The sequence below is a fragment of the Tenacibaculum litoreum genome, assembly GCF_964513915.1.
GTDB classification, from domain to species: Bacteria; Bacteroidota; Bacteroidia; order Flavobacteriales; family Flavobacteriaceae; genus Polaribacter; species Polaribacter litoreum.
On the sequence record NZ_CAZEQS010000002.1, the window covers coordinates 393167 to 407647 of the forward strand.

Consider the following 14481-nt stretch of genomic DNA (forward strand, 5'->3'; position numbering starts at 1 on the left):
CCCAATCAAAACTACCAAGAGTAATTTTTCTTTTTTGCTTGTTTTTTGATAGCTTTAATCATAACACTTTCTAATTCATTCTTCTTAGAACTTTCACGTTGTTTTTTTGCTACATAAGTCTTTCTTTTTTTATTTAATTCTTGAATTTTTTGCTGAATTTCAGCACGTTCTTTACGTTTTTTCTCCACATACATCTTAATCTCTTTAGCGGATTTGTTTTGTAACTGTTTAGGAAGTTGTTTCTTTTTTAAAGAGCTATAATCAATTTCTTTTTCTTCTGAAGCATCCACCAAATCCCATTCAGCATTTTTATATAGTTTAGAACTTTTAGTTACGGCACGTTTCACTACTACAGCTTCATCTAAACTCTCAGCATTCATATCTTGCTTTGCTTGGTTACTGTATTTAGAATATCCATAAGAACCATAGTAAATATAGGTGTCGTTTAAACGTTTATTTAAAATAATAATATCGTTGTCATAAGGAGTTACAATATGTACAATATGCTTGTTTTGATTGATAGTCATATAATCACCACCTCCGTAAATAGCCCCGTCTTGCCATCTTCCAGTAATTCCCTGATTATAATCACCGCAAAAAATAGTATTTATAGTAATATCTTTTTCTTTGGCATTGGTAATGGCATCTCTATAATTAATTTTTCCTTGTGTAAAAGGTTCGTTTCCGGCGATAAAAATCATTTTTAAATCACGTTTATTAGCTCCCCAATCTAATTCGTTTAAAGACGTTTGTATTACTTGCCCACAATATTCACTTCCACCATTTGTACTTAAAGAAAAAAGATGTTCAGAAATCTCATCTAAATCACTAGTAAATTGTAAAACTTGTCGAATATATCCTTCTCTAGGAGATAAGTTAGAGTTTCCGTATTCGTACAAAGCAATTTCTAAGTTAGGAGTAATACCACTGCATTTAGCATATGATAACTCATTTACAATCTCCCATAATTGTGCTTTTGCCTGATTGATAAGTCCGTCCATACTATTACTTGTATCCAGTAATAAAGCAACTTTGACGGTTTGTTTTTTTACTTTTCTTGTAGGTTGATTTTCATTAGCAAACGTAGTTGCCGTTAGTAGTACTAAGCAAAATAAAAATACTTTTAATGCGTGCGTTTTCATAATTTTTGTTTTTAGTTATTAATTGGGTAAAAGTTTGATTGGTGTTAATTTCTACTCAAAACTACATTCAACTTTCTTCTTAAAAAATGAAGAATGAGTGAACAGGTTATTTCGTTTAGGTAAATGATTAATTAAATGAGTAAGCTCCACTTTTTGACTATTTTTTATAGTGTTTTAGTAGGGTAGGCGTTTTTTTGTGTGGGTTTTTGTATGTATGTTTACAGTAAGATATAAAGAATGAAAAAGCTTTTTTACATATTATTACTCCCTATACTTTTACTGAAGTTTTCATCAGTTTATTCCCAAGTAGATAAAGAACTATCGAAAGAATTTTTAGTAAAAGTTCAAGTAGTAAGTAGAGAAACGCGTCAGCCTATTAAAGATGCAATAGTAGAAGTAAACGGACGAACTTATCTATTTTCTGAAATAACAGGAAGTTATACCGTAAAAGCTACAGCAGGAAGTCAATTAGAAGTATCACACCCTAATTTTAATCGTGTTTTTTATACGATTAAAGATGATGAAGATATAAAAGTAGAAGTAGAAGGATTTACACCCAAAAGAAAATCAAAACTAAGTTCTTATAGTACAAGAAAACAAATAGGTTTATACTCACAATACTTAGATTCAGTTGAGTTTTATAAAAAGAAAGATATTGATAAAAGTTTGTCTTTTGTTGAAAAGACATTGTTGACGAATCCGAGTAAAAGTCAGAGAGCTAATGTATTCAAAGAATTAGCAGATGTATATTTTTATTGGAAACAATATGATTTAGCTATTGAGAATTATCAAATCTCTTTACAAGAAGTAAATTCACCTAGAGTTCGTTTGAAACTGGCAAAAGCAGCATTTTTATCAGAAGATTATAACAAAAGTGAACAAAATTATTTACAAAGCTTACAAAGCGGAGTACTTAATAATTATTTGCGTTTAACTGCTTACCAAGGATTAGGAGACGTGCATTTAGTACAGAAGAATTACAATCAAGCAAAAGCTAATTATGAAAAAGCACTGGAAATTGCGAAAAAGAACCTAATCACTCCTAAAATAACAGACTTAAACTCTAAGTTAGCAGAAGTTTTTGCAGCACAAGGGAACACTCAAAAAGCAGATGGTTATTTTAAAAACTCGTTAAAATTAGCATCCGAAGAAAACAAAAAACGTTCGTTAAAAGAACAACAAAAAGTAGCCGATTTTTATAATAGGTCTCAGCGATATGATGAAGAAATTCAGTTGCGAAAAGAAAGCCTAAAAGAAGCAGATGATATAGTTGTTGAGGCAGAAAATAACGAATCTTTGGTCGATTCAATTACCTCGCAGAAAATCAACTATAAAATAGGGAATGCCTACATGCAAAAATCTGAATATGAAGAAGCAATTCCATATTTAAAAAAGAGTATTGCAGATGCTGATAAAAACAAAGACTTAATCATTCAAAAAGATGCTACTAAGCGTTTGTCGGAAGTATATGCTACAGTTGGAGATTATACGGAAGCCCTAAAAACGTATCAAGATTATGTTGAATTGGTAGATACTCTGTATTCACGAAAAGAACAGGAAATTCAGCAAGTAAAACGTTTTAGTAAGCGAATTTCAGATAATCAAAACAGAATAGCGAGTTTAGAAAAAGACAAAGAATTAGCAGATAGTAAAATAAATTTAGCATATAAAGATCAGCAATTGGTTCAAGAAAGTAATAAACGTCAAAAATGGATTATTTATTCATTAATAGGAGGTTTTTTATTAATGGTTTTGTTGGTGTATTTTATGTTCAGAACGAATAAACAACAAAAGTTAGCGAATAATTTATTAGCATTGAAATCGATGCGTTCGCAAATGAATCCACACTTTATTTTCAATGCATTGAACTCAGTGAATAGTTTTATTGCAGTAAATGACGAGCGAAGTGCGAATCGATATTTATCAGAGTTCTCAGTATTGATGCGTTCGGTGTTAGAAAACTCAGATGAAGATTTCATTCCGCTAACGAAAGAAATTGAGTTGTTAGAGTTGTATGTGAAGTTAGAGCATAACCGATTTAAAGACAAGTTTGATTATAACATCAATGTAGATAAAAGTATACCTTTAGATGAATACTCGATTCCACCTATGTTATTACAGCCGTATATAGAAAATGCTATTTGGCATGGACTTCGATACAAAAAAGAAAAAGGAAAACTTCAAATTTCAATGCTTCCCAAAAACAATGATTCTATTACAATTTTAATTGAAGACGATGGAATTGGAAGAGAGAAATCAATAGAAATGAAGACGAAGAACCAACTCAAACAGAAATCAAAAGGAATGAGTACAATAAAAAATAGAATTGCTATTTTAAATGATATGTATCAAGACAAAATATCAGTGGTGGTTTCAGATGCTTTTGAAGACGGAAGTGGAACTAAAGTAGAATTGATACTAAAAAAAGATAAAAATTAGCGATGAAAATAAAAGCAATTATAGTTGAAGACGAGCAAATTAGTAGAGATATTCTACGAAATTATATAGCTAAATATTGTCCTAATGTTGAGTTGTTAGGAGAAGCAAGTAATATTGAAGAAGCACAAAGGCTAATTGAAAAACTCGAATTAGATTTGGTGTTTTTAGATGTAGAAATGCCTTTTGGAAATGCTTTTGATTTGTTAGAAAAAGTAGAAAACCAAACTTTTGAAACGGTTTTTGTAACTGCTTATGATCATTACGCTATTGAGGCATTAAACAATCAAGCAACTTATTATTTGTTAAAACCTATTTCGATAGATGAGTTGATTAAAGCAGTAAGCATTGTAACTGAAATTAAGGAAAAAGAAAATGAGTTAGAAACAGCTGTGTTAACTCCAAAAACAACGCATCAAGTAAATGGAAAGATTACTATTCCACAACAGGATGGATTTGAAGTAGTACTGGTGAATGAAATTTTGTTTTGTAAAGCAGATGATAATTATACCGAAATCTATTTTGAGAATTCTAAAAAATTAGTCAGTAAAACACTAAAATATTTTGAAGAAGCTTTAAAAGACAGTTCTTTTGTTAGGGTTCATAAATCGTTTTTAGTCAACGTTAATGAAATAACAAAGTATAAAAAAGGAAAAGGAGGAAGTGTTGTGCTGTCAAATGGGAAAGAAATTATGGTCTCAGCATCTAAAAAAGCAAATTTATTATCATATTTTAAATAAAATTATGCCAATTATAAAACCAGTAAGAGGGAAACACCCACAAATTCCAAAGGATTGTTACATTGCTGAAAATGCAACTATTGTAGGAGATGTAGTAATGGGAAAAGAATGCAGTGTATGGTTCAATGCAGTAATTCGTGGAGATGTACATTACATAAAAATGGGAGACAAAGTAAATGTGCAAGACGGCGCAGTTATACATGCAACATATCAAAAATCACCAACTACCATAGGAAATAATGTCTCTATTGGTCATAATGCACTAGTACATGGATGTACTATTCATGATAATGTGTTGGTAGGTATGGGAAGTATTATAATGGACGATTGTATTGTAGAGTCAAACTCTATAATTGCAGCAGGTGCTGTTGTAACTAAAAATACACATATTGAAAGCGGAAGTATTTACGCAGGAGTACCAGCAAAAAAAGTAAAAGATATTTCTAAAGAACTCATTTCTGGAGAAATTGACAGGATTGCGAACAATTACGTAAAATATTCAAGTTGGTTTAAAGAGTAAGTGAAAAAGTAAAAAAGCCCGGTTTTGTTTCCAAAACCGAGCTTTTTTTCAATCAAAAACTAATCTACTAAGAGGTTAGACTTACTTTTCCTCTTGATGCTTTTTATGAGTAGCTTTCTTTTTATGTCTCTTCATTTTTCTAGCATTCATTTTTTCATAACGCTCGTATTGTTGTTTGTTTAAAATACGTTTCATTTCAGATTTATGAGCAATTTTCTTGTCTAGCATATGGCTTTTCATAGCATAGCGTTCATCCGCAGTGGCTTTTTTACCGCTTTCTTTCATTGCTTTTCTTTTTGCCCACATTTTTTGTCTCTCTGCAACTTGTTCTGCTATTAAGGGTCTTATTTGATTTTGCTGCGCTTCAGTTAAATCGAGCTGTAATGTCATTTTTTTTACAGCTAACTCTGTTTTTTGTTCAGTACTTAACTCTTCATGTTTAGTCTTATCTCGTTTCTGTGCTTGAGTAGTAACAGTGAAACTAACTGCTAAAATCAAGAGTGTTAGTAATTTCTTCATGTTATTAAATTTTAAGGTTCATTAATTATTTATGCTTCTAAGACCGTTCCAGATTAAAAAAGTTTAAATTTGAAATTGTTTTTAACACTTTTTTTATTTTTTATGAAGTCAATTTTCAGAATTGTTTTAAGGTTTTTGCTAGTATTAGTAGGATTATTTGCAGTGTTTTTTTTCTGGGCATCATCTCCAACAATGGATGAAGCAGAATATGCTAAAATTATTACACATGAGTATGCGAGTGCAACTGATAATGATTCAATATATAGTATAGTAACATATAATATTGGTTATTTAAGTGGAATGACAAATAACCTAGCAATAGCAAAGCCTAAAGAATTATTTGATTCAAATTTAAAAAAGGTACTTACAGAAGTAAAAAAAGTGAACCCAGATATTATAGCACTTCAAGAAGTTGATTACAATGCGGCAAGATCCTATGAAGTAAACCAAGAAGAAAAATTAGCAGAACTAGGTTATAATTATGTGGCTAGAGGTGTAAATTGGGATGAACATTACGTGCCTTTTCCATATTGGCCACCAAGTATGCACTTTGGTAAAATAGTTTCGGGGCAATCGATTTTAAGCAAATATGAGCTAAAAGATTATGAGCGTATAGTTTTAGAACGAGTAGCTGATAACCCTTTTTATAGAGATGCTTTGTATTTAGATAGATTGGTACAAGTGGTAAAAATTACTTTAGACGGAAAAGAGGTGGTGGTAATAAACTTACATTTAGAAGCATTTGATAAAACAACTAGAGTAAGACAGTTTGAGTATGTGATGAATCTTTTTAATAAGTATAAAAATAAGTACCCTACAATTTTATTAGGAGATTTTAATTCAAAAGCAAGAGATAGTGAAGCTATTATTCAAAAAATGTTTGCAATGGAAGGAGTGGGTAATGCAGCTTTCTTTATTGAAAACCCTGAAAATACATTTGATACAAAAAATCCGGTTGAGCGTATTGATTATATTTTTTATACTGAAGACTCTATAGAATATATAGATGGAACTGTGTTAAAAGAATTTGAGCAAGCATCAGATCATTTACCTATTGAAATGAAATTTAGGTTAAAATAGATAGTGAAGCTCGGTAAACTACCGAGTTTTTCATTTTAAAAACTAAAAAACCCGAACAAATTTGTTCGGGTTTTTATCGTGGTGCCTCCAGGAATCGAACCAGGGACACAAGGATTTTCAGTCCTTTGCTCTACCAACTGAGCTAAGGCACCAGTCATAGCTTAAAAAGTAACATCTTTAAAATAAAACTCGCAACAAGCGCTACGAGTTTTATTGTGGTGCCTCCAGGAATCGAACCAGGGACACAAGGATTTTCAGTCCTTTGCTCTACCAACTGAGCTAAGGCACCAGTTGCTACTTTCGTTAAGCGGATGCAAATATACAATCGTTTTTTAATTATACAAAGTAAAAACTTTAAAAAAATGTAACGTAAATTTACAAGCTTTAAGAAATGAAATATGTACCTAATTATTGATGTAGGCAATACAAGAGTTAAAGTAGCTGTTTTTGAAACAGATACTATTAAAGAAGTCTTTACTTTTGAAAAAATAAATATAATTCCAGAACTGAAAAAAATAATTTCAAATTTTTCAATTTCGCATAGTATTGTGTCATCTGTAGCTAATTTTACAGATGAGGAAACGAAAAAAATAGCTGAACTCTTGAATCCAGTTTTTTTAGATTCAAACACAAAAGTTCCATTTGAAAACTTATATAAAACGCCAAAAACATTAGGAGTAGATAGAATAGCACTAGCATCAGCAGCAATAAAAAAATATCCAAATCAAAATGTATTGATATTGGATGCTGGTACTTGTATAACATATGAATTTATAACTGATGAAGGAAACTATCTAGGAGGTGCCATTTCACCAGGAATAGCTATGAGGTATAAGGCATTACATACTTTTACTTCTAAATTACCGTTACTAAAAGCAAATGAATTAGAAAACTTTATTGGTACAGATACTGAAAGTTCAATCCATTCAGGAGTTATCAATGGAGTTTGTAATGAAATAGACGGAATTATAGCACAATATCAAAAAAAATATCCAGATTTAACAGTAGTTTTAACAGGAGGGGATACATATTTTTTGTCTAAACAATTAAAAAGTGTCATATTTGCCCATCCAAATTTTGTTTTGGAGGGGTTACATACTATTTTGATACACAATTTAGCGAATGATTAAGAGATTTATATTAGGAGTTTTTGTACTAACTACGTCAGCAATTTTAGCACAAAGAAACAGTGCTTCACCATATTCTTATTTTGGTATTGGTGAAAATTTTGAGGCAGTAACAGTAGAGCAAGCTTCTATGGGAGGTATTGGTGTTGCAATGAAAGATTATCATCACCTAAATTTTACAAACCCAGCGTCAAATGCTGATTTAAGAGCTGCAACTTATGCCATAGGAGGAAGCTTAACTTTTTTAACTGTTAAAGAGCAAAACGCTTCTCAAACAGGAAACTCAACAAATTTAAGATACATATCATTAGGTTTCCCTATTGGTAAAAAAGCAGGGTTATCTGTTGGATTACAACCTTTTTCATCTGTAGGATATTCTTTGTTAGATGATGTTAATGCTGATGATATTACGTTATTTACAGGAGAAGGAGGTGCTAACAAAATATATGCAAGTTTTGGTATGTACGCCTATAAAGGATTATCTATTGGGGCTGAAGCAGGGTTTATTTTTGGAAACATAGAGAATAATATTTTAAACCAAAGAGCCAATGTTGCATTGGCAACTAAACACGAAGAGTCTTTCAATGTTAGAGGAGGACAATTTAAGCTAGGGTTACAATATAAAACAGAACTGAAAAATAAATTACAATTATCTACAGGAGCCTCATTTACAATGTCTACGGATTTATCTGCAAAAGGGTCTGAGAAAATGTACTCATTATCATTTAGCGGATCTGGACAAGAAATTCCTAGAGAAGAATTATTTAATAGAACCTTAGATGGAAATATAAATGTACCTTTAAAAAGTACTTATGGTTTTGGTTTAGGGAAGGAAAATAAATGGTATATAGGAATTAACCAAGAATTCCAAAGTGCTTTAGGAAGTAATAGTGTTTTTATAGCTAATGGAGCATCACATAAATATGATGATTCAAGTAAGTTTGCTATAGGAGGATACTATATTCCAAAAATTAATTCGATTTCAAGTTATTGGGATAGAGTGACCTATAGAGCAGGTTTGCGTTTTGAGGACACGGGATTATTAGTGAAGTCGACCAATAATTTTACTGCTGTAAAAGACTTTGGCATAAATGTTGGATTAGGATTGCCATTACCGAGACAATTATCAAACGTAAATGTTGGATTTGAGTACGGGCAAAGAGGAACGACTAACAATAACTTAATAAAAGAAAACTACTTTAACGTAAGATTAAGTTTATCTTTGAATAGTCTTAAGTGGTTCCATAAGAATAAAATAGATTAACAAAAACTGAGAACGATGAAAAAAATTACGTATTTACTAACAGGATTATTTTTGTTTGTAGCCGTAAATGGAGCGAAAGCGCAAGCAAGCCAAGAATGTCATATCAAGTATAACCTTTTTAAAGGAGATGCTACAACTAAGAAATATACTCAAGCAAAACCTAATTTAGAATACTTGTTAGATAACTGCGCTACATTATCTATTAACATTTACAAGTATGGAGCTAAAGTTGCTGAAAGTTTAAAAGATCCTGTTTTAGCAAAGAAAGTATATGAAACAAGATTATCTAATTTTCCAGACAAAGGAGCTGCAAAAGCTCACAGTGATTATGCTGAGTTCTTAATTGAAAATAAATTGGCGTCAGATGATGAAGTTTTTGAAATCTTAAAGAAGGCTTACAACATTTCTCCAAAAGACATGGGAGTTAAAAATATCTTCAGATATTTCCAAATGATAGCAGATAAGTATCAAGATACAGATCCACAAAAAGTATTCGATACCTATGATGATGTAATGGAATCTGTAGATGAAAAGTTAGAAGACTACAGTAAGAAGATTGCAAAATTACAAGAGAAAGATTCTGTAGGAACAATTACTTCTAGAGAGAAAAGAAACTTAAGAGCTTATACAATTAACTCAACATCTTTAGGTCAAGTTGAAGGTGGTTTAGATGCAAAAATCTCTAAGATAGCAACATGTGAAAGATTAATACCTATATACTCTAGAGATTTCGAAGAAAACAAAACAGATGGTGTTTGGTTAAAAAGAGCAGTGTCAAGAATGTATAATAAAGAGTGTCAAACAGATCCTTTATTTGAGAAGTTAGCAAATGAGTATGCTAAAGTAACACAGTCTGCAGATGCTTATAACTTCTTAGCAGGAGTTTTAGCTAAGAACGGAGATAACAGCGGGGCTGCTGAAATGAGAAAAAAAGCATTTGACTTAGAAACAGATCCGTTTAAAAAGGCTAAGTACAAGTTAAGAGAAGCTCAAAGTGCAGGAGGAAGTAGAGCAAGAGCTTTAGCTTATGAAGCTTTAAAATATAATCCTAACATGGGTAAAGCATACTTATTCATTGCAAGTTTATACCAAAGAAGTGCAAACTCTTGTGGTAGTGATGAATTTGAGAAAAGAATGGTATATGTAGCAGCTTTAAATAAGGCTTTAAAAGCTAATAAAGTTGATCCAGGATGTGGAGCTGGAAGATATATTTCTAGTTACAAAAAGAATGTACCATCTAAAAAGTTAATTTTCCAAAAAGGAATGTCTTCAGGAGCAAGTTATAGAGTAGGATGTTGGATTGGAGAAACTGTTCGTGTACCTTAATAGAAGTTAATGCTTAAAAGAGCAAAACATATATACAATAGCATTGCTACCATTTGTTTGGTGGCAATGTTTTTTTCTTGTACCAATTCAAAGAAAGAGGTGCGAGATTTTTTGGCAGATAAAAACTTACCAGTAGGTTCGGCAGTAAATATCTATCATGTTCATAAAGATTCTGGAAGAATAAGTTCAAAAACAAAAGCACCAGTTTTTTATGACTATTCAAACAGAAAAGATCATCCATATAGTGAGTTTCCTAAAGGAATCGAAATTGTAACTATAGATAAAAACGGAATAGACTCAACAACAATTTCAGGTAACTATGCACTAACTTATAATAAGACAAAAATATCTGAAATTAGAGGAAATGTGGTTATTACGAATCATACCAATCAAACAAAATTAGAAACCAATCAGTTGTTCTGGGATCAAAAAGAACATTACTTTTTCACAGAAGATGGTTTTAGATTTACAACTCCTGAATCTGAAATTAACGGCTTTGGGTTTGAGTCGAGCGAAGACTTAACCAAATGGATAGCTAAAGATATTACAGGAGATATAGAAACAACACAAAAAGATATATAATGAACGCACTTTGGAAATATTTACAATACGGATACTTGATTATAGGGGTAATCTTTTTTGTTGAAGGAATTTTGAAATGGAATTCTGATAGACAAGAAGCGTTTATTATGTTTGGATTTGCTATCTTTATCATATTAATTTTCTTCTTTAAACGACATTTTAGGAGAAAAGTAGAAAAAAGAAACAAGGAACGTTAAATGCAACCCGAACTCTTAATTATTCTTACTTCTATTTTATTTTCAGCCTTTTTCTCTGGTATGGAAATAGCCTTTATTTCGGCAAATAAACTTCATATAGAGTTAGAGAAAAAGGGAGAAGGAATACTTTCTAAAATACTAACCAAGTTAACAGAAAAATCCTCAAAGTTTATTACTACTATGTTAGTAGGTAATAACGTAGCTTTAGTAATTTATAGTTACTTTATGGGGGAATTGTTAATGAGATGGTTCCAATCTTTTTTGCCTTCTGATTATACGGTTGTAAACTATGTATTGTCAGATATAAGTTTACTAACGCAAACACTTATTTCAACAGTAATTATCTTGGTAACAGCAGAATTTTTACCAAAAGCCATCTTTAGAATTTATGCGAATGAAATGCTAAAGTTCTTTGCTATACCTGCTTATGTTTTTTATGTGATTTTTTATGGAGTTACATGGGTAATTACTAAAATTTCAGATTTTTTCTTGCATGTTTTTTTCCGAACAAAAGAAGATGAAATTCAAACGGAGTTTAGTAAAGAAGAACTTGGACACTATATTTCAGAACAATTAGACGCAGGAAATGATGAAGAACAGGTAGATTCTGAAATTCAAATGTTTCAAAATGCATTAGAGTTTCATAAGGTGAAATCTCGTGAAATTATGGTGCCTAGAACTGAAATTGTAGCGGTTGATTTGCACGAAACTGTGACCAATCTTAAAAAAATGTTTATCACAACAGGATTGTCAAAAATCTTGGTTTATAAAAATTCATTAGATGATATTTTAGGTTATGTAAATGCCTTTGAACTTTTTAAAAAACCACGGACTATTAAGTCGATTTTGTTACCTGTAGAGTTTGTCCCAGAGTCTATGATTATTAACGATGTGCTTAATAATTTAATAAAAAAGCGTAAAAGTATTGCAGTAGTAGTTGATGAGTATGGTGGAACTTCAGGTATTATCACGGTTGAAGATGTTGTGGAGGAGTTATTTGGAGAAATAGAAGATGAACACGATACGCAGCAATTATTAGAAGAACGAATTAGTGAGTACGAATTTAATTTTTCAGCTCGTTTAGAGGTGGATTATCTAAATGAAGAATACGGTTTAGCAATTCCGAAAGAGGAAGCCTATGAAACCATAGGAGGCTTTATTTTAAACCACACTGAAACAATACCACTGCAAGATGAAGTCTTACATATAGAAAACTTCCAAATTAAAATCTTAAAAGTAAGCGCAACCAAGATTGATGAAATTTATTTTAAAGTAATTCGTAAAGAAGATTAATTTTCCTTCTTTTACCTAGAACTCCCTCAAAAACAGCGTAAAAAAACATTGCATTATTTAATGTGAAATTGTATTTTCGCACACTGTTAATAAAATAAATTACGTATGGCAATTTTATCGAAAATTAGAGAACGTTCAATGTTCTTAATTCTTGTAATTGGTTTAGCACTTTTTGCTTTTGTATTAGACCCTTCTACAATATCAGACTTTTTTAGCGCAAGTAAAGTAAACGAAATAGGTGAAGTTAATGGTGAAGCCATTTCTCGTCAAGAGTTTGCTGAAGCTTTAGAAGCTTATAAAGCACAAACAGGAAATAACATGTCTGAGATGCAAGCTGCAAAAGCAGTATGGAATAATTTAATCCGTCAAAAAATATACAAAAAGCAATTAGAAGAAGCTGGAATTACTGTTGGAGATGCAGATATCTTAAACGCCTTATATGAAACTCCAGTAATTCAAAATGATGCTAGATTCCAAACCTCAGGAATTTTCGATAAAAACAAGTTAAAAGAGCATTTAGCTACTATTAAAGAAGAGAACGGACAAGAATGGGGTGCATGGCAAAAATATATGGCTTCTATAAAAAGCAATATAGAGAAAACAACATACGATAACTTAGTAGCAGCTGGTTTAGGGGCTTCTTTAAAAGAAGGAGAATCTAAATACTTAACTGAAAATACAAAAGTATCTGGTAAGTATGTATATGTACCATATACAACAATCGCAGATAGTTTAGTAATTTTAAAGAAAAGCGACGTTCAAAACTATATAAACCAACATCAAGATGCTTTTCAGGTTGAAGCTTCAAGAGATATTAACTTTGTAAAGTTTAATATAGAGCCTACTGAAGCTGATGAAGAAGCTATCAAAGCTAATGTAGCTAAATTAATTGATGATTCAGTAGTAAACAATACACCTGTTAAAGGATTAAAAAACACTACAAATTATAACGAGTTCTTAGAAGAAAACGATTCTGATTTAAGATTAGATAATAACTATAAGTTTAAAGTTCAAGTTCCTCAAGTAATTGCTGAAGAAGTTTTCAACGGTAAAGAAGGAGATGTTTTTGGACCATACAAAGATGCAGGATTCTTTAAGTTATCTAAAATTACTGAGGTAAAACAATTACCAGATTCTGCACAAGCAAGTCATATTTTAATTCCTTTTGTAGGTTCTGCTAGTGCTGATGCAACAGTTGTTCAAACAGAAGAAGAAGCTAAGAAAACAGCAGACAGTTTATTAGCTGTTGTAAAAGCAGATAAATCTAAGTTTGCAGATTTAGCAAAAGAAATGTCATCAGATCGAGGTTCTGCTGAAAAAGGAGGATTCTATGATTGGTTTGCTTATAACAGAATGGTACCATCATTCAGAGACTTTGTTTTTGAAGGAAAAGAAGGTGATATGGGAGTTGTAAAATCTCAGTTCGGATTCCACGTAATTAAAATTGATGGACAAAAGAACTTCCAACCAGTAGTTAAACTAGCTACTTTTGGACGTAAGATTGAAGCTTCAGAAGAAACAGAAAATACGGTTTTCCAAAATGCTGAAACATTTGCATTAGAATTAGCAAATGGAAAAGCTTTTGAGGAAGCTGTAAAAGAAAAGAACTTAAGTTCTTTACCAGCAGTAGGATTAAAGTCATTAGACGAAAACGTACCAGGTGTAGGTAATGAAAGACAAATTATTACTTGGGCATTTGATAAAGAAGTAAACGAAGGAGACTTCAAACGTTTTGATGTTGAAGGTGGATATGTAGTAGCTGTATTAACTACTAAAACGGAAAAAGGATTAATGCCAGTTGATAAAGCAACTGCAAGTGTACGTCCTATCTTAACAAACGAGCGCAAAGCAAAAATGATTGAAGATAAAATTAGTGGTTCAACATTAGATGAAATCGCTAAGTCTGTAAGTCAAACAGTAAGAGTTGCTACCGATGTAAACTTACAATCACCAACTATTTCAGGTGTAGGTTTCGAACCAAAAGTAGTAGGAGCAATGATCAACGCAAAAGAGAATGAAGTAGTTAAAAATGTTGTAGGAGATAAAGGTGTATTCGCTTTTGTTATTGAAAAGAGAGAATTACCAACAGCATTACCTAATTACGACACGTACAGAAAGCGTATTGCTAACGAAAGACAGAACAAAACTTTCCAAATGTATGAGGCGGTTAAAAAAGCGTCTGATATTGAAGATAACATGAGTTCTTTCTACGGAATTCAATAAAAAATAACGTCATACAAATATAAAACCGAGCT

The 14481-nt window shown here is 31.5% G+C and carries 13 protein-coding genes and 2 tRNA genes; 11 read left to right on the forward strand and 4 right to left on the reverse strand.

Annotated elements, in window-relative coordinates; genetic code table 11:
• Positions 1–11 precede the first annotated feature (11 nt).
• Complete coding sequence (locus tag ACKTTR_RS03115) at positions 12–1142, reverse strand: vWA domain-containing protein (protein WP_408026479.1); 1131 nt, start codon at positions 1140–1142, stop codon at positions 12–14.
• A 237-nt stretch (positions 1143–1379) separates the two neighbouring features.
• Between ACKTTR_RS03115 and ACKTTR_RS03120 the strand changes: the two genes are divergently transcribed.
• The 3 genes from ACKTTR_RS03120 to ACKTTR_RS03130 are packed head-to-tail and all read left to right on the forward strand — an operon-like array spanning position 1380 to position 4838.
• Positions 1380–3581, forward strand: coding sequence for a tetratricopeptide repeat-containing sensor histidine kinase (locus ACKTTR_RS03120; RefSeq protein ID WP_408026480.1), 2202 nt, complete (start codon positions 1380–1382; stop codon positions 3579–3581).
• A 2-nt stretch (positions 3582–3583) separates the two neighbouring features.
• A complete protein-coding gene (locus tag ACKTTR_RS03125) occupies positions 3584–4318 on the forward strand; it encodes a LytR/AlgR family response regulator transcription factor (RefSeq protein ID WP_408026481.1) in 735 nt (244 codons plus the stop codon).
• A 4-nt stretch (positions 4319–4322) separates the two neighbouring features.
• Positions 4323–4838 carry a gamma carbonic anhydrase family protein gene (locus ACKTTR_RS03130; RefSeq protein ID WP_408026482.1) on the forward strand — a complete coding sequence of 172 codons (516 nt, stop codon included), beginning with the start codon at positions 4323–4325 and terminating at the stop codon, positions 4836–4838.
• Positions 4839–4919: 81 nt separating this feature from the next.
• Here the strand turns inward: ACKTTR_RS03130 and ACKTTR_RS03135 are convergent, their stop codons facing one another.
• Positions 4920–5357, reverse strand: a complete 438-nt coding sequence (locus ACKTTR_RS03135; protein WP_408026483.1) for a Spy/CpxP family protein refolding chaperone — start codon at positions 5355–5357, stop codon at positions 4920–4922.
• Between the two features lie 102 nt (positions 5358–5459).
• Here ACKTTR_RS03135 and ACKTTR_RS03140 point away from each other — a divergent pair, with 102 nt between their 5' ends.
• Positions 5460–6437: an endonuclease/exonuclease/phosphatase family protein gene (locus ACKTTR_RS03140; RefSeq protein ID WP_408026484.1), complete on the forward strand. Its 978-nt coding sequence runs from the start codon at positions 5460–5462 to the stop codon at positions 6435–6437.
• 79 nt (positions 6438–6516) lie between these two features.
• Here ACKTTR_RS03140 and ACKTTR_RS03145 read toward each other — a convergent pair.
• Both ACKTTR_RS03145 and ACKTTR_RS03150 read right to left on the reverse strand, forming a co-directional pair.
• Positions 6517–6589: transfer RNA gene (locus tag ACKTTR_RS03145), tRNA-Phe, on the reverse strand.
• Positions 6590–6653: 64 nt separating this feature from the next.
• Positions 6654–6726: transfer RNA gene (locus ACKTTR_RS03150), tRNA-Phe, on the reverse strand.
• A gap of 109 nt (positions 6727–6835) precedes the next feature.
• On the opposite strand from ACKTTR_RS03150, the gene ACKTTR_RS03155 reads away from it, so the two are divergent.
• The 7 genes from ACKTTR_RS03155 to ACKTTR_RS03185 all read left to right on the forward strand — a co-directional run bounded on the left by ACKTTR_RS03155 (position 6836) and on the right by ACKTTR_RS03185 (position 14449).
• On the forward strand, positions 6836–7567 hold the full coding sequence (locus tag ACKTTR_RS03155) for a type III pantothenate kinase (RefSeq protein WP_408026485.1): 732 nt from the start codon (positions 6836–6838) through the stop codon (positions 7565–7567).
• The gene (locus ACKTTR_RS03160) at positions 7560–8828 is read left to right on the forward strand and encodes a hypothetical protein (RefSeq protein ID WP_408026486.1); all 1269 of its coding nucleotides are present in this window, start codon (positions 7560–7562) and stop codon (positions 8826–8828) included. The genes ACKTTR_RS03155 and ACKTTR_RS03160 overlap by 8 nt, the downstream gene beginning before the upstream one ends.
• A 15-nt stretch (positions 8829–8843) precedes the next feature.
• Positions 8844–10154: a hypothetical protein gene (locus tag ACKTTR_RS03165; RefSeq protein ID WP_408026487.1), complete on the forward strand. Its 1311-nt coding sequence runs from the start codon at positions 8844–8846 to the stop codon at positions 10152–10154.
• A gap of 9 nt (positions 10155–10163) precedes the next feature.
• Positions 10164–10736: an LPS export ABC transporter periplasmic protein LptC gene (gene lptC, locus ACKTTR_RS03170; RefSeq protein ID WP_408026488.1), complete on the forward strand. Its 573-nt coding sequence runs from the start codon at positions 10164–10166 to the stop codon at positions 10734–10736.
• Complete coding sequence (locus tag ACKTTR_RS03175; RefSeq protein WP_330487512.1) at positions 10736–10933, forward strand: hypothetical protein; 198 nt, start codon at positions 10736–10738, stop codon at positions 10931–10933. Before lptC ends, ACKTTR_RS03175 begins: the two co-directional genes overlap by 1 nt.
• Complete coding sequence (locus tag ACKTTR_RS03180) at positions 10934–12226, forward strand: hemolysin family protein (RefSeq protein ID WP_408026489.1); 1293 nt, start codon at positions 10934–10936, stop codon at positions 12224–12226.
• Positions 12227–12331: 105 nt separating this feature from the next.
• Positions 12332–14449, forward strand: coding sequence for a peptidylprolyl isomerase (locus ACKTTR_RS03185; protein ID WP_408026490.1), 2118 nt, complete (start codon positions 12332–12334; stop codon positions 14447–14449).
• Positions 14450–14481: the final 32 nt, after the last annotated feature.

Coding starts and splice junctions, on each gene's coding strand:
- ACKTTR_RS03115 (WP_408026479.1), bottom strand. CDS start 1,142: ATGAAAACGCACGCATTAAAAGTATTTTTATTTTGCTTAGTACTACTA.
- ACKTTR_RS03120 (WP_408026480.1), top strand. CDS start 1,380: ATGAAAAAGCTTTTTTACATATTATTACTCCCTATACTTTTACTGAAG.
- ACKTTR_RS03125 (WP_408026481.1), top strand. CDS start 3,584: ATGAAAATAAAAGCAATTATAGTTGAAGACGAGCAAATTAGTAGAGAT.
- ACKTTR_RS03130 (WP_408026482.1), top strand. CDS start 4,323: ATGCCAATTATAAAACCAGTAAGAGGGAAACACCCACAAATTCCAAAG.
- ACKTTR_RS03135 (WP_408026483.1), bottom strand. CDS start 5,357: ATGAAGAAATTACTAACACTCTTGATTTTAGCAGTTAGTTTCACTGTT.
- ACKTTR_RS03140 (WP_408026484.1), top strand. CDS start 5,460: ATGAAGTCAATTTTCAGAATTGTTTTAAGGTTTTTGCTAGTATTAGTA.
- ACKTTR_RS03155 (WP_408026485.1), top strand. CDS start 6,836: ATGTACCTAATTATTGATGTAGGCAATACAAGAGTTAAAGTAGCTGTT.
- ACKTTR_RS03160 (WP_408026486.1), top strand. CDS start 7,560: ATGATTAAGAGATTTATATTAGGAGTTTTTGTACTAACTACGTCAGCA.
- ACKTTR_RS03165 (WP_408026487.1), top strand. CDS start 8,844: ATGAAAAAAATTACGTATTTACTAACAGGATTATTTTTGTTTGTAGCC.
- lptC (WP_408026488.1), top strand. CDS start 10,164: ATGCTTAAAAGAGCAAAACATATATACAATAGCATTGCTACCATTTGT.
- ACKTTR_RS03175 (WP_330487512.1), top strand. CDS start 10,736: ATGAACGCACTTTGGAAATATTTACAATACGGATACTTGATTATAGGG.
- ACKTTR_RS03180 (WP_408026489.1), top strand. CDS start 10,934: ATGCAACCCGAACTCTTAATTATTCTTACTTCTATTTTATTTTCAGCC.
- ACKTTR_RS03185 (WP_408026490.1), top strand. CDS start 12,332: ATGGCAATTTTATCGAAAATTAGAGAACGTTCAATGTTCTTAATTCTT.